The following is an 18,298-nucleotide window of genomic DNA, read 5'->3' as shown; positions in this document are numbered from 1 at the left end:
ATGATGAAAAGGTTAGTATATATACTGGTTGTCTGCATTGCTTTTGCTGCATGTAAAGACAAAGATAAATTTGTAATTAGTGGTGAATTTAAAAATGCCACCCCAAAAAGTAAGGTTTATCTGTATGGAATAAACAAAAATAATACAGCTGCGCTGGATTCCACCGTATTTTCAGACAAAGGGGAGTTCAAGTTTACCCATTCAACACCCGGTGCAGATTTCTTTAAGGTGACTGCCGATGATAAAGAATATATGATTATTGCCGCAAATGGAGACAACGTAAATATTAAAGCTGATTTGACTGATCCAAATATGGCCTATGAAATTTCCGGTGCTACCGAGGCAGATAAGCTACAGGAGATGAACACCACAAAAAATCAGTATACTGCTAAAATGGCTGGTTTACAGAAAACATTTGAGGAAACAGTTGCAAAGGAGCCTCATAACAGGGATATGATCATGCAGCAGATGATGCCTCAATACAATGCCGAGATTAAAGCACTCAACGATGCGCTGTTAAAATTTGCACAGGACAATAACAGTTCGCTGGCTGGGTTTTATGCCATCAACCTGCTGAATCCTGCAGAATATGAAAAGGAGATGATCGATTATTCTGATAAGATCAAGAGCAGCTTTAATAAAAATGAAGTAGTTACTGAATTTCTGACCAGAATGGCAGGTTTAAAAGCCGTTTCTGTTGGACAGAATGCTTTAGATTTTACCATCAACAATCTGGAGGGTAAGCCTGTGAAACTGTCAGATTTCAAAGGAAAATATGTATTGCTGGACTTCTGGGCTTCCTGGTGTATGCCATGCAGGCAGGAAAATCCAAATATTGTAAAAGCCTACAATACATTTAAGGATAAAAACTTCACCATAATCGGAATATCACTTGATAAAGACCCGGTAGCATGGAAGAAAGCCATTCAGGATGATAATTTAACCTGGACCCATGTAAGTGACCTAAAGGATTTTGAAAGTCCGACAGCCAGACTATACCAGATTGAAGCCATTCCCAGTTCTTTCCTGATAGATCCAAGTGGAAAGATTATCGCTAAAAATTTACGTGGGGATGAACTTGAAGCCTTTTTAAGTAAGACTTTACTATAATCCTAAATCCGTGTTAATAAACATGTTGGTCTTAACAATTTGTTAACACGTGTTTAACGCTATATTATAATTGATTACCTAATTTCGTAACAAATAATTAAAGCTATGAGCGCCGTTAAACAAAAGATATTAATTGTTGATGATGAACCGGATATTTTAGAGTTGATAGAATACAACTTAAAAAAAGAAGGCTACCAGGTATTTTTGGCCAATAATGGTCAGGAAGGGATCGCTACTGCAAAGAGAGTTCATCCAGATCTGATCATTCTCGATATCATGATGCCTAAGATGGATGGTATAGAAGCTTGCAGGTTGATGCGCGCCATTCCGGAGTTTAAGAATACATTTATGGTATTCCTTACTGCCAGGAGCGAAGAATACTCGGAAATAGCCGGTTTCAATGTTGGGGCTGATGATTATATCGCGAAGCCAATTAAACCAAGAGCACTGGTAAGCAGGATCAATGCTATACTACGCAGAAATACAGGTGCGGACGATGTTTCTGACAACAAAGTGGAGATAGGAGATTTGGTGATCGACAGAGAGGCTTACCTGGTTTTTCAGGCTGGTGTTAAGGTTGTATTGGCCAAAAAAGAGTTCGAGTTACTTTACCTGCTTGCATCAAAACCAGGCAAGGTATACACGCGAGAATCCATCCTCAAAAACATCTGGGAGGATTCTGTAGTAGTAACAAACCGTACTATTGACGTCCATATTCGCAAACTTAGAGAGAAGCTAGGTGAAACTTATGTAGCTACCGTAAAAGGAGTGGGGTATAAGTTCGAGTTGTCTTAGACAATAAGACAAAGAATCCGTACTTTTGTACTTTACATAAAATCACCGAGTGAAGTACCCAAATTTCAAAGACCTTATACTATTCGAAAACGATGATTACATCGTTGTAAACAAACCTCCATTTGTTGCCTCGCTTGATGAGCGTGGCGGCTCAGGAGAGGTAAATATCCTGCGCCTGGCCAAACAATATTCAGACGACGCGCAGGTGGCACACCGCCTGGACAAGGAAACTTCAGGCGCAATGGTTATCGCCAAAACACCTGAAGCATACAGGCACGTATCTATGCAATTCGAAAGGCGTAAAGTAAATAAAGTTTACCATGCCATTGTAGACGGACAGTTTACTTTTAAAGACCTGTTTATCGATCTCCCTATTCTAAACGACGGGAATAAAAGCGTAACGATAGATAGAAAGGAAGGCAAGCGTGCCGAAACCTGGTTCAATTCGATTAAAAATTATAGACATTATACGCTGGTGGAATGCAAGCCTGTTACAGGCCGTATGCACCAGATCAGGATTCACCTCGCTACGCAGCGGGCTGCAATTGTGGGCGACCAAATGTACAAAGGCAAACCTGTCTATCTGTCTAGCATGAAAAAGAGCTATCGCATTGCCAAAGATGAAGATGAGCAACCTATTATGAAGCGGTTTGCTTTGCACGCCAGGTTTGTTACGTTTAAGGGGCTCGATGATCAGGAGATCTTTATCGACGCACCGTATCCAAAAGATTTTTCCACACTCATTAAACTGCTGGATAAGTTTGATGCCTAATAATTTAGTCTTTTGTCGCTAATTTTCCTGTCGCCCGGTCTTACGCAAACGTTTGTGCAGACTATTCCAGTCTTCAATGTATTTTTAATTAATAGCTTAGCTCCTACACACACACAACGGGTTAAAAGGAAATTCATAGCGATTTAAATAATGTGAAATGAGTAGGCTGTTATGTATTGATGATGAAGAAGTATTGCATGCCTTCCAGCAGGGAGACAGAAATGCGTACGAACTTATATATGACAAATATTGGGCAATCCTCTATCGCCACGCCAGAAAAATGCTTCAGAATGATGAGGAAGCAAAAGATGTGGTGCAGGAAGTGTTTGTGATGTTCTGGTTAAAAGCGCAGGATACCAGCATTCATGTTCCGCTTGCGGCCTTTCTTTATACCGCTACCAGAAACAAGATACTGGACCAGATCAAACATTCAAAAGTAAAGGCAAAATACATGACTTCTCTGAAAAATGAGATGGAAAACCAGGTACAGCCTCCTGATACCCTGGTACGTCAGCGTGATCTGGCTTATCAGATAGAACTGGAGATCAAAGCACTTCCGGCAAAAATGAGAGAGATCTTTGAACTAAGCCGTAAGGAATACAGAACGCACAAGGAAATTTCAGAATACCTGAACATTTCTGACAAGACTGTCAAAAAGCAGATCAGCAACGCCCTGCACATCCTTAAAGCCAAACTTGGACCTTTATTAATATTTTTTTTATTGCTCTCTACTACCTGGTAGCTACTAAGTCGTTATACCTGTAACAGCTCTCAAAAAGGCCGTTTACAAGGATGGAAGATTTTAACAGACAAGAAGAACTACTCGAAAAATACAAGAAGGGACTTTGTACACCTCAGGAAAAAGCTGTGGTAGAGCATTGGTACAATACCCAGTCTGAGTCGGCCTTAGACCAGTTACCCGATCCACGCTATCCCGATACAAAAGAGGACATCTGGAAAGCCATTTCTTCAAAGATAGAAGAAGAAGCTAATAAAGATCCTGAACATCCCACCTGGGTCATCAATACAAAACGCATACTTGTGGCCGCTTCTATATTTGTATCAGTAGCCGTAGGCGTTTATTATTTTGCATATTACGGAGGATCTGCAGATACAGCGCAATTTGTTGCTGAGCATAACCCGCAGATCAAGCCGGGCGGCAATAAAGCATACCTTACACTTTCCAATGGAAAACGGATCGTATTGTCAGATAGTACCACGGGTACACTCGCCATGCAGTCGGGCGTTAAGATCACTAAAACATCAGATGGACAGATTGTTTATCAGGTAACTGCCGAAGCCGATGCAGATAACGGCAAATACAATGTGCTTGAAGCACCAAAAGGCGGACAGTATCAGATAGTGCTGATCGACGGTACAAAGGTTTGGCTAAACTCTGCTTCGGTGCTCAAGTATCCCGCCAGATTTTCTGCTGCTGAAAGAAAGGTGGAGCTGACTGGTGAAGCGTATTTTGAAGTAGCTAAAGACAAGAAAAAGCCATTCAAAATCATTACGGATGATCAGGAAATAGCCGTTTTAGGAACACATTTCAACGTAAATGCCTATTCAGATGAATCTGATACTAAAACAACATTGATCGAGGGAAGTGTGAAAGTATCGTCTCTCAGCTACCCGTCATCCCGAACCGCAGATATAGACGATGTAATTCTCAAACCGGGACAGCAGTCGGTGCTGCATAAGGGCGCATTTAATGTAAAAAATGCAGATACAGAAGAGGCCATAGCCTGGAAAAACGGTTATTTTATCTTTGAAAATGACAATATGGATATGATCATGCGCAAGCTCGAACGCTGGTATGATGTAGAGGTAGCCTACATAGGTGCAGAGGGCAATAGAACCAAAGTAATGGGGACTATTGATAAAAATACCGACCTGGCAGAAGTATTGAAATTGCTGGAGGCAACAGGTAAGTTCAAATTTAAAACTGAAGGAAGGAGGATTACCATTATGCAATAATTCTACCTGGCGATGATTCCAAACCACCTATAACTAACTTAAAAAAAAACCAGGAATGTTGTAGCATCCCTGGCGAAGTTTGGATAATCCTTTTAAACATTAGTCTGAAAACAAAACAATTAACTGAATCTGATTACCTATCGCATACATGCGATAAGCAATCTTAACCAAACCAATCCAAATGTATGAAAATTTATTTCTCTGGTTCATATAGTCCTTTCTGTATGAACAAGAAAATTGTATTAATTATGAAATTGACAGTTGTGTTAATAATATCAGCGTTATTGCAGGTAAATGCAGGCAGCCTGGCTCAGAGTAAAGTTACGCTAAACGTAACCAATGAGCCGCTGGATAATGTATTGAAGTCAATAAGAAAGCAGACAGGATATAACATCATTATTATATCCACTGATATTGAGAAAGTAAAGCCTGTTACGGCCAATTTTAAGGAAGTATCATTGGAAGTGGCACTTTCAAAAGTGCTTGATAACAGGCCGCTAACTTATTCCGTAACCGGAAAGTCAATCGTTGTAAAAGAACGCGAAAAGCCGAGAACCACATTGGCCCAGCAATCTGTACAGCGACAGATGAAAGTGTCGGGTACAGTAAAAGACGAACTGGCAAGTCCGATACCCGGTGTAAATGTCAGGGTCACAGGCAAACAGGGCGGTGCCACTACCGATGGCAATGGTAAATTTACCATTGAGGTAGAACCTACCGATACCCTGGAATTCACCTATATAGGTTATAAGAAGCAGCTAGCTCCGGTACGCAATAAGGTAGACATCAATGTAGTGATGGAACCTGAGGCCGGAAGTCTGGAGGAGGTAGCTGTAGTAGGTTACGGCCGGCAAAAGAAGGCCAGTCTGGTAGGCGCACAGGTAACTTTGCGTCCTGAAGAATTAAAGCTTCCGGTAAGGGACCTTACTTCAGCAATAGCAGGCCGTCTGGCAGGGGTAGTAGCTTATCAAAGGGGAGGTGCTCCCGGTGCAGATGGAGCAGATATATTTATTCGCGGTATCGCTACATTTTCTTCCAGTCCGCAAACGCCATTGTTGGTGGTTGATGGAGTGCCAGATAGATCTATCAACAACATAGACCCTGAAGATATTGAAAGCTTCACAGTACTAAAAGATGCATCGGCAACAGCAGTATATGGTACCAGAGGTGCAAACGGGGTGATCATCATCGTTACCAAGCAAGGGAAATCAGGAAAACCTGCAATTAATGCTGAGGTCAACCAGGGTACCAGCAAGTTTACCGAAATTCCCGAGTTTCTGGACGGCCCATCTTTCATGACCTTGTACAACGAAGGACTTACCATGCGTGGCAGGACACCATTATATACTGAAGAGCGCATTGCCAAGCACGTTTCTGGTGAGGATACTGACATTTATCCAAACGTAAACTGGTATGACGAATTGTTCAATAAATACGGCAATAACAACCGTGCTACATTAAACGTACGTGGTGGTTCAGACGATGCTACCTATTATATATCTACAGGATATTATGGTGAGGTAGGAATGTTCAAACGTGATGAGGTTCAGTCATACAACTCTACACTAAAAATGGACAGGTTTAACTTCACCAGTAATGTAGGGGTAAACATCACCAAAACTACTAAGCTTGACCTTGGGGTAAATGGTTTTATCACCAATGTGAACCAACCCGGATTTGGGGTAAATGAGTTATTTGCACTGGCTACGAGTTCGGCTCCGCATATCATCCCTACCCGTTATTCCAACGGGCAATGGCCACAGTTGCCGGGCACACTTCCTAGCCCGCTTATGGCGCTTACTCAGTCTGGAGTTACAACCAGCTATAACAATACCGTACGATCCAATCTGAAAGTTGCACAGGATCTGAGTATGATCACCCAGGGACTGAACTTCTCCGCATTATTTGCTTTTGACGTAAACGTAAACAACAACCTGAACCGTACCAGGACTGTACAAACTTATTTTGGCAATAGCAGGGATGCAGAAGGAAACCTGATCACCGCTATCAGTACAGTGGGAACCAATGACCTTGGCTATGGATACACGAGGTTTGGAGACAGACGCTTTTACAATGAGGCGGCACTTAATTATTCCAGAAAATTCGGTAACCACGATGTATCTGGCCTCGCTTTATTCAACCAGTCAGATTACAGTGATGCTACCTCACGTGTAAATAATTACAAAGGTGCCATTCCATACCGCCAGCGAAATTATGTAGGCCGGGCTACATATGGTTACAAAGACCGTTATTTTGCGGAAGGAAACTTTTCGTATTCCGGATCGGACAATTTTGTTCCTAGCAAGCGTTATGGATTTTTCCCCTCTATAGGTGCAGGCTGGATTGTGTCAAACGAACCCTTCTTCGAACCTGTTAAAAACATCATCTCCCATTTCAAGCTTCGTTATACCTATGGTGTATCTGGAAATGCATCAAATAACAGCCCTGACCTGAGGTTTTTATACCTGACCACTATCGGAACAGGTTATGACTATTCCTTTGGTGACCCGAGCGCATCAAGATCCTTTAGCGGATATGGGGAAAGCCGTATTGGTGGTGATGTTAAATGGGAAAGTTCTTACAGACAAAATCTGGGTATAGAATTGAATTTCCTTAAAGACGACTTGCAGTTTATCTTCGAGCTATTTAAAGAAAACCGTGAAGGGATTCTTTTGCCTAACTATGTAATCCCTTACAATTCAGGTTTTACCGTTGGTAATATCCCTTACAACAATATTGGTAAGACCAATAACAAAGGTATTGATGCCACCATGAACTATACTAAGAATTTTGATGATGCAAGTTTCTTTAGCTTCAGGGGGACTTTCAACTACAACAAAAACTTAGCAGTATTTGATGGTTTGCCACCATGGCGTTATGATTACCTGAACCGGATAGGTCAGCCGATCAGTCAGCGTTTTGGTTATATTGCCACAGGTCTGTTCCAGAGCCAGGAAGAAGTAGACAATGCAGCCATTCAATCTGGCGATGTGCGCCCCGGCGATATTCGTTATAAAGATTTGAACGGTGATGGGTTGATCAATTCAGATGACCAGACAGGCATAGGTTATGGCGCTGTTCCGCGTATTATATACGGTCTGAATTTTGGAGGTGGATATAAGAAATTTGATATCAGCTTGTTCTTTCAGGGAGCTGGCCTGGTAGATTTCAGTTACCAGGGTGGCTTTGGTACTACACCATTCTCTCAGGGACCTTCTTATGGCAACATGTATACCTCTATCAACGATCGCTGGACACCTGACAATCCAAATCCAAGACCGTTCTATCCACGTCTTTCTACCAATCAGGACATCACCACCAACTACTATTCCAGTACCTGGTGGGTGCAGCGTGCAGATTATATCCGCTTAAAGAGTGCTGAAGTAGGTTACAACTTTGATAATAAGTTCCTGTCCAAAGTAGCCATTAAACGCCTCAGGATCTTTGCCAACGGTACCAACCTGCTGACCTTTTCTAAATGGAAACTGTGGGATCCGGAACTTGGAGATGGCCGTGGGGCTTCTTATCCAAATATCACTACCTACAATATGGGTTTACGCGCTAACTTTCAATAACATAAACCATGAAGACAAACAAAATATATCATAACATATTGGCAATTGCATGTTGCCTGGCAGTGCTAATGTTCCCGGGATGTAAAAAGGGTTTTTTTGATACCGTTCCAGATAACCTTACCAAAGTAGAAGACATTTTTGCCAACAGAGGGCAGACTGAAAACTGGCTGGCCGGGTTGTACTCGCTTGTACCAGATCCATGGAACCTGGGTAATTTTGGAAATATTTACATGATTACAACTGACGAGGCTGATGCATCAAACTGGAATACACCCGCGCTAACGAGTGGTGCGATGTCGCCAAGCACTACGCCTTCCAGATTTGCCGCATATTATGAGCGCATCCGTGCAGCCACTATCTTTTTGGAAAGAATAGAAGGAAACCAGGAAATCCTGACGCTGGTAAATGGTACAGAACTGATCAAACAATATAAAGGAGAAGCCCGGTTCTTAAGGGCCTATTACTATTGGCTCATGATGAAAGAAGTAGGGCCGGTTGTGATCATGCCGTTAAAATCAATGGCTCCTGAAGATGACTTCCAGATCCCTAGAAGCTCATGGGACGAAAGCGTTGCCTTCGTGCTTGGAGAAATTGCAATTGCGAAGGAAGACCTGCCACTCAACAATTTTGCTGTAGGCAGTGCTGATCTTGATATTGCACAGACAGGACGTATCAATAAGATCATAGCTACCGCGGTAGAATCCCAGATTTTATTATACCATGCCAGTCCATTGTACAATGGAAATGCAGAATTCTCTGATTTTAAGAACCTTGATGGCAAAGTACTAATCAATCCTGCTTATGATGCCACTCGCTGGAAAAAAGCGGCTGATGCATCCAAAGCAGCAATTGATCTGGCAGAGTCACAAAACAAAGCATTGTACAAATTTAACGATGCGGATCCTTTCCGTGCGGCTTTCTTATCCACCCGCAACCTGTATTGGGACGGCTGGAAAACCGAAGGTATATGGATGAGAACCGCAAGCGGAACCAGCGGATGGGAAATAAGTGTGGCCCCGCGTTCTACACAGGGTACTGCTTACAATGGAATAGGAGTGGTTCAAAGCCTGGTAGACGATTTCAGAATGGCTGATGGCCTGCCAATAACTGGTCACCCAGGTTACAATGAAAACACCTACAACAAACCCGCTACCGTATACTATGTAGCTGGGACTAACACGATGTATACTGGTAGGGAAGCCCGCTTTTATGTAGACATCACCTTCAATGGCTCTGTGAGTCCATCTGTCGCGAAAACCGGCGCCAACAATGCCAGGGTTGAGTTTTTCAATACTGGTACTTCAGGTAAATCAGGAGCGCCGCGCGACTGGCCTAAAACAGGATATGTAGTGCGCAAAAACCTGCATCCTACCTATAGCGCTAGTCCTGCGGTAAACGTATCCCGTCCGGCTATGCTGATCCGGCTTGCGGAGCTGTACCTGAATTATGCTGAAGCTTTAAATGAAGCAGAACCCGGCAATTCAGATATATTAAAGTATCTGAATGCAGTGCGCAACAGGGGAGGGCTTCCATCCCTGACTTTAGGTTCACAAGAAGAACTTCGTAAAGAAATACGCCTTGAAAGACGTATAGAACTTTGCTTTGAGATGGGTAACCGTTATTTCGATGTACGCCGCTGGAAGATCGCTGATAAACCGGGCTCTAATCAAGGTGGTGCATTTTATGGAATGAACATGGATGCGGGCACTTCGCTTTCTGATCCTGCCTATCATAAAAGAATTGCGGCCATCAACAGGGCGCCATGGCAAAGACGTTATTACTTTATGCCTTATGGTCAGAACGAAGCAGATAGAAATAAAGCAATGGTTCAGTTTCCGGGGTATTAATCATTTATAAATAAGTATATGAAACCAAATTTCATAAAGATGAAAATCACAAAATATAACCTGTTACTTCTTTTCGCATTGTTAGGCTTCAGTGCCTGCGAAAAGAATACTTCTTATGAGGAGGAGAGCGATTCCAAAGAAGGTGCAAAGATCTTTATCGCAAAAGCCAATAGAGGCCTGCAGAATTTAACCATCTTCCCATATGCTGATACGGCACGTACATTTACTTTTGGCGCTTCTATAGGTGCTCTGGGTTACCCGGCCAGCAATATCAACATCAAACTGGCAATAGATCAAAAGGCACTTGATAGTTTAAATGTAATCAGGGTTAATTCTGCGCTGGCTCCTTATGAGCTGTTCCCTACAGATTCCTATGAAATAAATAAAATGGATGTGGTAATCCCGAAAGGAGGGATGACTTCTGATCTCATTTCGATCAAATATTATTCTACAAAGTTCGATTCTCAAAAAAGCTATTTGTTGCCGCTGACCATTACTGATGCATCAGGCTATGCACTCAATCCTACTGCCAAAACGATCTTTATCGTCGCACCAAAACTGGAAGAGATGCCCGCCCCTACTGCAGGATGGGTAGCTTCAGCTTCATCAGAGCAGCCTACAGGAGAGAACACCGGATTGGCATCGGCAGTATTGGACGGCAACCTGGCTACTATCTGGCATGCCCGTTATTCGGCTCCGCGCAGCAATTACCCGCACTGGCTGAGTTTTGACATGCTTGCACCGATCTATGTAACCAAGATCGCCATGGCACCGAGGCAAAATAATGCAAATGGATTTACTAAATTCAAGCTTGAAGGTTCGTTGGATGGTACAACCTGGCATTCATTGGGAGAAAACCTGGAGTTTAATCCCGGTTTGTTAAGCCACCAGGAATACCCGATCGAGCGGCAGTTCTTAAAGAACATCAGGATCACGATGCTTGAAGGCAAGCAGGACCTTACGTTCCTTGCTGAATTTGTGGTTTACAAGTACTAAAACTATAACACATAAAAAAAGCTCCTCGAACATCGAGGAGCTTTTTTTATGCTTATTAAAGGCCTAGTGCGGCTTATGGCCGACCAACATTTCCTGCTAGCTTTACTCAGCCGTTCTTTTCAAGCCAAATTTCTCAATCTTACTATATAAATGACTGCGTTGAATATCAATATCATCTGCAGTTTTAGATACGTTCCAGTTATTTTTCTCCAGCTTGAATTTAATAAATTCCCTTTCAGCATGGTCTTTATAATCCTGGAAATTAGTAAACTTATCATAATTCACCGCCACAGATGAAGGTACATTTGCAACGGCCCCATTCGTATGCGTAGCAGCACCAATATTGGTACCACCACTCGGATTAGCAAAAGCCACTACATCATGCTCCGTAATCATCTTATCACTTAAAATGATCAGACGTTCTATCATATTGTGCAGTTCACGCACATTACCTGTCCATGGCAATCGTTGCAATGCTACCAAAGCGCCATCGCTAATCTTCTTCACAGGCATTCCATAATCCTTGCAGATATCCTCCAAAAAGCTCTGTGCAATCTCAGGAATATCCTCCACACGCTCTCTCAAATGAGGAACATGGATATTGATCACATTCAGACGGTGGTACAAATCCATACGGAAATTACCGTCGTCAATTTCTTTAAGTAAGTCCTTATTAGTTGCAGCAAGTACACGCACATTTACTTCCTGTTCTTTTTCGCCACCCACCCGGGTGATCTTATGCTCCTGCAGCGCACGCAAAACTTTTGCCTGTGCAGAAAGGCTCATGTCACCGATCTCGTCCAAAAACAAAGTACCGCCATTTGCCAGTTCAAACTTACCGATCCGCTGTTTTACCGCAGAGGTAAATGAACCCTTCTCATGTCCAAACAATTCACTTTCAATAAGTTCAGACGGAATAGCCGCACAGTTGACCTCAATCAGCGGATTATCAGCACGGTTAGATTTTTCGTGCAGCCAGCGGGCTACCAATTCCTTACCACTACCATTTGCACCAGTGATCAGCACACGCGCCTCAGTAGGGGCCACGCGTTCTATCGTTTCTTTAATCCTGTTGATATTTTCAGAACTGCCCAGAATATCCCTGGTCTTGCTAACCCTTCTTTTCAGTACCTTGGTCTCGGTAACCAGGTTACCTCTGTCCAGCGCATTCCTTACAGTGATCAGCAACCTGTTCAGGTCTGGCGGTTTAGATATAAAATCAAAAGCCCCTTTTTTACTCGCCTCGATTGCCGTTTCTACCGTTCCGTGACCAGATATCATGATAAAAGGAAGGTCGGGGCTAAAAGCCTGAGCCTGTTCCAGCACTTCCATACCGTCCATTTTATTCATCTTGATGTCACATAGCACCAGATCGTATTTCTTTTTCCTGATCAGGTCAAGCCCGTCAATTCCATTGTCAACATCTTCTACTTCGTAATTCTCGTATTCCAGGATCTCCCGTAAAGTGCTTCTTATCGCCCTCTCATCATCAATAATTAACAATTTTGCCATATATGCTGCAACGTTTTAATTTATGTCACTAATATATTACTTTTATCAGAATATAACTCTTTTTAAGCTCCGCCTGAAGCTATTTAAAATCATTATACTCAACGAGTAATACCCATTTAAAAAAATAAAATGCAAGCCTGTAAGCCGGGTTCTGTAACCTGATTGCTCAGGTCTTCTATCATTAATCCAGTATAAATGTTGCCATTTATCTCTAACGACCTACCCACTAACATCGGACGGGCAGCCCTACATGCGTTAGCCTATTTGGTCTTTCAACTCCCGGGGTTTACCAGTTCTGCCATCGCTGACAAAAATCGTGAGCCCTTACCTCACGTTTTCAACCTTACCTGTGTCAGCAGCTCAACCTTTCGGTATCAGCCAAGTCCCATCGGCGGTGTATTTTCTGTGGCACTTTCCATAATTCGGGTGTTCATTCCCAAACCTCTTCCCGTTAGGAAGCGGGACGCCCTGTGTTGCCCGGACTTTCCTCTCTCCCAATAAAGGAACAGCGATAGAACGGCTTGCATTTGGCGCAAATATAAAGCAAAAAAAGCTATTTTCCTGCTTAGCTGTAAGATGATGATTTAGCGACTGTTAGCATACAATTTGCTGTACTGCTGCAAAACTTTTTGCCAGTTTTTTCCGAATTCTACGTTCATCATCCTTCCATCAGGAGCAATGAGTATTTTAGAAGGAAAGCCCCTGATTTTAAAATTCTTTTCTACATCGCCTTTAGAAATTGCTACCGGCATAGAAAATTTATTGGCTTCCATATAGGCCTTCACACTTTTTTCGCTGTCGCGACAGGCAATGCTCAAAAACTCAACCCCTTCATGCTTGCCGGCTGCTACTTCCTCGCTGAATTTATTTACAGTAGGCATTTCCGCTCTGCATGGTCCACACCAGGTTCCCCAGAAATCAAGCACCAGCCACTTATCTTTAAAATTTTCCAGTAAATGCTTTTTGCCGTCTATCGTCGTTAATTCAAAGGCGGGAGCAGGCTTCCAGCCGCCCATGATGTTGTTAACGAAAAACTTGTTAAAATCCTTATCAGGAAACCGCTTGGTATACAATGCATGCATTTCCTCAACGTTGTCCGGCTCTGCATTGATGTGTTCTTCAAACACCTTTAGTGCCAGCTCCTCATTACCATTGCTCATCAGTTTGTCGATAAACTCCTGTCTGTAGGTTTCCTTGTTTTTAATGAATACACGGTCGTAAAAACTTGAATGGGCTTTTTCTTTTGGCGTTTTCGGGGAATATTGGGCTGCTTTTGATAAGTAGGTCATCGCATCCGGGTTAGCCGCCGCTTCTGCCTGCTGATATTTAAAATAATAGGCCCCCGCCAGCATGTTCTGTTCAGCAAAGCGGTTTACATTTAAAGTATCCGCAGCATATTTTTCCAACTTGGCAATGGTCTTATTCAACAAACTATCGGCCTCAACTGGTTTCTTAGCATCCAAAAGCATTTTGTATACCATTAACGAATACCTGCTGCCATTGCCTGTTTTCATTTCCTCATCGCTCATTTTTTCAAAAGCACTAGCAGTCGACACCAGCAAGGGTACATTTTCCTTTTCATTTTTTGCAGTAGCCCATAAGTACAAAGCGTTCGTTTTCAATTGGTACAATGGGTCTTTAGTTTTGTGAAATAGCGCTGCTAATTCATAGTGTTTTTTACGTCTTGCAGTTTCATCTGCGTTGTTATGGTCATATACCAAAAATCCCTGTGCGAAAGAATGCTGTATCCAGTCATCAAAAGAGCTGGTTTTCAGCGCGTATTTACTCACTTCGTATGCTTCGGCCGCTCCACGCTGACTTAATGCCTCGCCCAGTTTATTATGCAAGTGGCTAGGGTTGTTCTTGATTACTTCATTTGGAATGTCTACCAGGAGTTTGTAATATAACAAATGCGAATTTGGACCATCTAGGCCCTGTGTCGCATTCAGCCTGTTGAGCAGGAAATACGGGTCATTGGCAAAGCGCTCATTATTTTTGTTATTCAGTAATTGGTTGACCTTTACAGAGTCATACACCGTGCCTTTTTTCAGAGACTCGCTCCAATAGCTCATCTTGACAGCCATGTTTACCCATGATGAATCAGTCTGCGATCTCAATATCCGGTTGCCGAGCTTTTGGGTACCGGTATAGTTTATTTGTGGTCCTTTGGATGTGCTCATTGCGCTTTCCACTATTCCCGTCTTCGTATTGATCACATATTTACTATTCAGCACAGTGCCGTCTTCCTGCTTCACGTTTGAATTAATAACCATATTTCCACCCTGACTGCCCGTCACTTTAAAAGGGACATCTGCATTTTTCGATTTCCATTCAGATGACAGTGCAATTTTTTGGTCCGGAAGCTCCAGGAACAGGCTTTGTAACCGGGATGCAAAATCTCCATCAGCATTGCTCAGCGTCTGATCTATGTATTGTTGTTCGATCTTCCATTCTCCCAGTCTTTTTTTTAGGTATTCAGCTCTGTCAGAGATGCCAAGTATCCTGCCCTTAGGGCTTACAGTCACCGTAAAGGGTTGGTTCAGCATGGCCAGGGGCAATAAAACTGCAGTCGAATAGAAGTTTGTTTTTCTCACCGAATCAGTATTCAGCAATACACCGCCGGGCGAATTTTTATCCTTGATGAGTACCTTTACTATTTTGCACTCAAACAGGCTGTTGCCTTCTGCGTTCTTACCCAGCGATTTAAAAGCATATACATACTCTTCATCGGTTATATAAGGGCCCGCATTTTTATTGGTACTTTTGATCTCAAATTCCTTGTTTTTAGGAACGTTGATTTGCTGTGAGAGTGCAGTTGTTGCACATGCAGCAATAAGGAGCGTTAATAGTGATTTCATAAGCTAAATATAATAATATTATGCTTATATCATTCCTTACCTAAACTGAAAACCTATTTTAAATCCTGCTACCATACCAAAACCTTTATAAGCATAATTCATTATGTTATCGTCATATTCTCTGAGGCCCATAAAGTCCGTTTCCTTCAATTGAGCTTTATATCCGAAGCCAAAATAAAAATCATAGACAAAATCATCTGCTATTTTCTGATAGCCAAACACTGTAGTGGCCAATCCGCTGCTAATCACCAGGTTTTTCTCCAGCGATCCGTAATCATAATAGGTCAGGCCGTCCTGCTCGTAAGGATAAAATCCTTCGGTTTCAAAACTGATTTCCTGATAGCGGTAGGTAAGTCCATAAGCTACATACGGACTGGAACGCTCATTTTTAAATTTAAACTTCTGCGATATTCCCACGCCGGCGCCGTTCACTTTATCCCAATCTCCGTTACTGCGGGTATCAAATCCATTGCTCCTGTCTTGTACACGGCCACCATACACCTCAGCTGTCAATATATATGCGTGCCTCTTTCCAGCCGGCTGCAGTTCAATATCGATTTTGCCAGCGCTGATGAGCATAAATAAGGGCTGCAGCGATACACTGACAGACCTTTTGTTTGCAGCTTTATCCAAATATGTGGTGTCAACTATTACATTTTCCTGGGCAGAAGCGTTCCCAATGTTTACAGATATTTCCAGGCATAATAATGCCAGCACTGCTAAGCAGTTTCTTTTATAATTGATCATAAAGTGGTAGGGATTCTGCTAAGTAATTTGAGTTCTCCGGTATCATAACTGTATTGCGATAAGCCCCCAGGGCCTATCACCATCAAAATTCCGTCACGGGCGATCAGGTCTGTACCCTCTACCGTCGTCACACTTTTGGTAACCAGTACTTTAGGGTCGGTAACATTATACCATTTCACGACGCTGTTGTCGCATACAAACAGATTGTTGCCGTCCAAAGAAAGGCCTTGCGGTTTGCCCATGGGATAGCTTTTTACCATTACCGGCTTAGTTACATCAGCAATGTCAATGATCTGCAGTTCATTGGTGCCACGGGTACACATGTTGTCGGTCCGCAAAGTCACGTATGCATAATGCTCATTGGCCACTACCGGATCGCAGCTCCTGATGTGCTGGTATTCAGAAAGCTTAAAAGGATCAATCGGGTTGCTTACATCCATGATCTTCATGCCTGTTTGCGTGCCGATAAACAACTTATCGTTTAGTGGAAAGATGGTCTCCACGCCCCAGCCTATATCCAGTGTGTTTTTATGAACCGGATTGCTGGCTGTACTGATATCAAAAACAGACATCTTAGTATCGGACACAGTATAAAGATGATCATTCGTGATGGTAAAGCGGGCCATCGAACCGCCCATTCCCGTACCAGATCCGGTAAAAGGATCACTCTGTACACCAGAGCCGCCTTTAGAGCAAGCAGCAGCCAGCGCAAGCAGGGCAGCTACAGCAGTATATTTAATCAGAGATTTCATAACTTATTTTTTTACCCAGTTTACAATCACAGAATTTTGCGGACGAACTCCCTTTGTATACCTATGCGGTAATGAAAACCCATCCGGAGGTACCAGTTCAGGGAAAGCTTCCTTGATCCGTTTTTTTACCTCGATCTGGCCAATGCCAATCTTGCTCATGTCTATGGCCACCAGGTCTACAGCATTGTCTACATACAGGATATTTTCCTTCATTGACATGTCTACGCAGCCTGGAACGCTAATGTAACCTTTGATGACCGGGTTTTTAGGGTCAGCATTGTCCACGATGTGCACACCTTTAAAATGTTCGCTGATCAGAATGTAATTGTCTTTATAATAGATCTTTGCAGGAGATTTAATATCCACAGGGGAGTGCCACACTATAGATTTTTCTAAGGAGGCGCGATCCATCATCACAGGCTTATAGACAGAGACAGGGTCGGCCCAACGGGAATTTTCTACGCAGGAAGCGAAGATCGTGACCAGACCCAACAGGACAAAAGTAGAGATGCGTTTCATATAGCGAATATATTAAATTATATTAACACAGACGCTATTATCCATCAGTTTGCTACAGGTATTTGAAAAATTAATGTAACAATAAATTAAACGTTGCCTTACATTAATAATCAACGTAGCCAATATACCTGCTGTCACTGATCTTTTTTCTATCGTCGCTGGCAAAAGCAATGTAGGCCTGAAGTTTATGTCCTTTAAAATTCAAAGGCAATTCCATAAAATCCGTCTTGTCCATAATTCTCGCGGCATTTAAGTTGTAAAACGACTTGCCGAGATCTTCGCAATACACAAACAACATCGCCCTTGACTGAATGTGATAAATGCTTGCCATGAGTTCTGGCTCCCAATTAAATGTAACGCCATTTGCCATGGGCACAATTTCAGCTTGCTGCACTCCGGGCATGTTGCCTTTGGCAAGCATTACCTTTTCAAAGTCGATACTCACCGCCGGATATTCGCCCTTCAGCCCATAGAGTATCTGGTGGGAAACTGCATCCGCATAGGCTGTTCGCCTTTTCCTGGCGCCAGATTGGGCAAACCCTATCGCCACAAACGTTTTTGCCGTGTTGATAAATTTGACTGCTACCGACATTCTCTTTCTTGCCTCGACCTGCTTGTCCGAAGCCTTCTTTTTTTTCTTTTTGGATTTCATCTTAATGTAAGATTTCCCAAATCGGATGTAACCGATTACATCCCCGATTTTTCCTGTAAATCCACCAAGGATTCCGCCTTTTAAAATTGCCATATGTTCTTTTTTTTTGTTTCTGAGTTCTTGTTAATTACTACTCTTAATTTTAATATTTTTGCTTCAAAAATGTTTGGCAGATGCCTTCTACCG

General features: G+C 42.6%; 14 protein-coding genes and 1 other RNA gene. 8 read left to right on the top strand and 7 right to left on the bottom strand.

Annotated elements, in window-relative coordinates; translation table 11 throughout:
* From EZ437_RS18315 to EZ437_RS18280, 8 genes are all read left to right on the top strand, one after another.
* On the top strand, positions 1-1,110 hold the full coding sequence (locus tag EZ437_RS18315) for a TlpA disulfide reductase family protein (RefSeq protein WP_131597526.1): 1,110 nt from the start codon (positions 1-3) through the stop codon (positions 1,108-1,110).
* Positions 1,111-1,215: 105 nt separating this feature from the next.
* Positions 1,216-1,905, top strand: coding sequence for a response regulator transcription factor (locus EZ437_RS18310; protein WP_131597525.1), 690 nt, complete (start codon positions 1,216-1,218; stop codon positions 1,903-1,905).
* Between the two features lie 49 nt (positions 1,906-1,954).
* On the top strand, positions 1,955-2,677 hold the full coding sequence (locus tag EZ437_RS18305) for an RluA family pseudouridine synthase (protein WP_131597524.1): 723 nt from the start codon (positions 1,955-1,957) through the stop codon (positions 2,675-2,677).
* Positions 2,678-2,834: 157 nt separating this feature from the next.
* The gene (locus EZ437_RS18300; protein ID WP_131597523.1) at positions 2,835-3,419 is read left to right on the top strand and encodes an RNA polymerase sigma factor; all 585 of its coding nucleotides are present in this window, start codon (positions 2,835-2,837) and stop codon (positions 3,417-3,419) included.
* Positions 3,420-3,469: 50 nt separating this feature from the next.
* A complete protein-coding gene (locus tag EZ437_RS18295; protein WP_131597522.1) occupies positions 3,470-4,654 on the top strand; it encodes a FecR family protein in 1,185 nt (394 codons plus the stop codon).
* 248 nt (positions 4,655-4,902) lie between these two features.
* The gene (locus EZ437_RS18290; protein WP_165500473.1) at positions 4,903-8,229 is read left to right on the top strand and encodes a TonB-dependent receptor; all 3,327 of its coding nucleotides are present in this window, start codon (positions 4,903-4,905) and stop codon (positions 8,227-8,229) included.
* Between the two features lie 8 nt (positions 8,230-8,237).
* On the top strand, positions 8,238-10,076 hold the full coding sequence (locus EZ437_RS18285) for a RagB/SusD family nutrient uptake outer membrane protein (protein ID WP_131597520.1): 1,839 nt from the start codon (positions 8,238-8,240) through the stop codon (positions 10,074-10,076).
* A 39-nt stretch (positions 10,077-10,115) separates the two neighbouring features.
* On the top strand, positions 10,116-11,072 hold the full coding sequence (locus tag EZ437_RS18280) for a BT_3987 domain-containing protein (RefSeq protein ID WP_165500472.1): 957 nt from the start codon (positions 10,116-10,118) through the stop codon (positions 11,070-11,072).
* Positions 11,073-11,174: 102 nt separating this feature from the next.
* Here EZ437_RS18280 and EZ437_RS18275 read toward each other — a convergent pair whose 3' ends face one another.
* From EZ437_RS18275 to EZ437_RS18245, 7 genes are all read right to left on the bottom strand, one after another.
* Entirely contained in the window at positions 11,175-12,584 is a 1,410-nt protein-coding gene (locus tag EZ437_RS18275; RefSeq protein WP_131597518.1) for a sigma-54-dependent transcriptional regulator, read from the bottom strand.
* A gap of 124 nt (positions 12,585-12,708) precedes the next feature.
* Positions 12,709-13,112: RNase P RNA component class A (gene rnpB, locus EZ437_RS18270), an RNA gene on the bottom strand.
* Positions 13,113-13,168: 56 nt separating this feature from the next.
* On the bottom strand, positions 13,169-15,442 hold the full coding sequence (locus tag EZ437_RS18265) for a redoxin domain-containing protein (protein ID WP_131597517.1): 2,274 nt from the start codon (positions 15,440-15,442) through the stop codon (positions 13,169-13,171).
* Between the two features lie 36 nt (positions 15,443-15,478).
* A complete protein-coding gene (locus tag EZ437_RS18260) occupies positions 15,479-16,189 on the bottom strand; it encodes a hypothetical protein (RefSeq protein WP_131597516.1) in 711 nt (236 codons plus the stop codon).
* Complete coding sequence (locus EZ437_RS18255) at positions 16,186-16,941, bottom strand: LVIVD repeat-containing protein (RefSeq protein ID WP_131597515.1); 756 nt, start codon at positions 16,939-16,941, stop codon at positions 16,186-16,188. Before EZ437_RS18255 ends, EZ437_RS18260 begins: the two co-directional genes overlap by 4 nt.
* Before the next feature lie 3 nt (positions 16,942-16,944).
* Complete coding sequence (locus EZ437_RS18250; RefSeq protein WP_131597514.1) at positions 16,945-17,460, bottom strand: LVIVD repeat-containing protein; 516 nt, start codon at positions 17,458-17,460, stop codon at positions 16,945-16,947.
* Between the two features lie 103 nt (positions 17,461-17,563).
* Complete coding sequence (locus tag EZ437_RS18245) at positions 17,564-18,205, bottom strand: DUF6266 family protein (RefSeq protein ID WP_131597513.1); 642 nt, start codon at positions 18,203-18,205, stop codon at positions 17,564-17,566.
* Positions 18,206-18,298: the final 93 nt, after the last annotated feature.

It is taken from the genome of Pedobacter psychroterrae (assembly GCF_004331695.1).
Classification (GTDB): domain Bacteria; phylum Bacteroidota; class Bacteroidia; order Sphingobacteriales; family Sphingobacteriaceae; genus Pedobacter; species Pedobacter psychroterrae.
This window is presented reverse-complemented; position numbering and strand designations above follow the sequence as displayed.

What these genes read in the sequence shown, in the direction of transcription:
- EZ437_RS18315 (WP_131597526.1), top strand. Translation starts at nt 1, where the DNA reads ATGATGAAAAGGTTAGTATATATACTGGTTGTCTGCATTGCTTTTGCT.
- EZ437_RS18310 (WP_131597525.1), top strand. Translation starts at nt 1,216, where the DNA reads ATGAGCGCCGTTAAACAAAAGATATTAATTGTTGATGATGAACCGGAT.
- EZ437_RS18300 (WP_131597523.1), top strand. Translation starts at nt 2,835, where the DNA reads ATGAGTAGGCTGTTATGTATTGATGATGAAGAAGTATTGCATGCCTTC.
- EZ437_RS18295 (WP_131597522.1), top strand. Translation starts at nt 3,470, where the DNA reads ATGGAAGATTTTAACAGACAAGAAGAACTACTCGAAAAATACAAGAAG.
- EZ437_RS18290 (WP_165500473.1), top strand. Translation starts at nt 4,903, where the DNA reads ATGAAATTGACAGTTGTGTTAATAATATCAGCGTTATTGCAGGTAAAT.
- EZ437_RS18285 (WP_131597520.1), top strand. Translation starts at nt 8,238, where the DNA reads ATGAAGACAAACAAAATATATCATAACATATTGGCAATTGCATGTTGC.
- EZ437_RS18280 (WP_165500472.1), top strand. Translation starts at nt 10,116, where the DNA reads ATGAAAATCACAAAATATAACCTGTTACTTCTTTTCGCATTGTTAGGC.
- EZ437_RS18275 (WP_131597518.1), bottom strand. Translation starts at nt 12,584, where the DNA reads ATGGCAAAATTGTTAATTATTGATGATGAGAGGGCGATAAGAAGCACT.
- EZ437_RS18265 (WP_131597517.1), bottom strand. Translation starts at nt 15,442, where the DNA reads ATGAAATCACTATTAACGCTCCTTATTGCTGCATGTGCAACAACTGCA.
- EZ437_RS18260 (WP_131597516.1), bottom strand. Translation starts at nt 16,189, where the DNA reads ATGATCAATTATAAAAGAAACTGCTTAGCAGTGCTGGCATTATTATGC.
- EZ437_RS18255 (WP_131597515.1), bottom strand. Translation starts at nt 16,941, where the DNA reads ATGAAATCTCTGATTAAATATACTGCTGTAGCTGCCCTGCTTGCGCTG.
- EZ437_RS18250 (WP_131597514.1), bottom strand. Translation starts at nt 17,460, where the DNA reads ATGAAACGCATCTCTACTTTTGTCCTGTTGGGTCTGGTCACGATCTTC.
- EZ437_RS18245 (WP_131597513.1), bottom strand. Translation starts at nt 18,205, where the DNA reads ATGGCAATTTTAAAAGGCGGAATCCTTGGTGGATTTACAGGAAAAATC.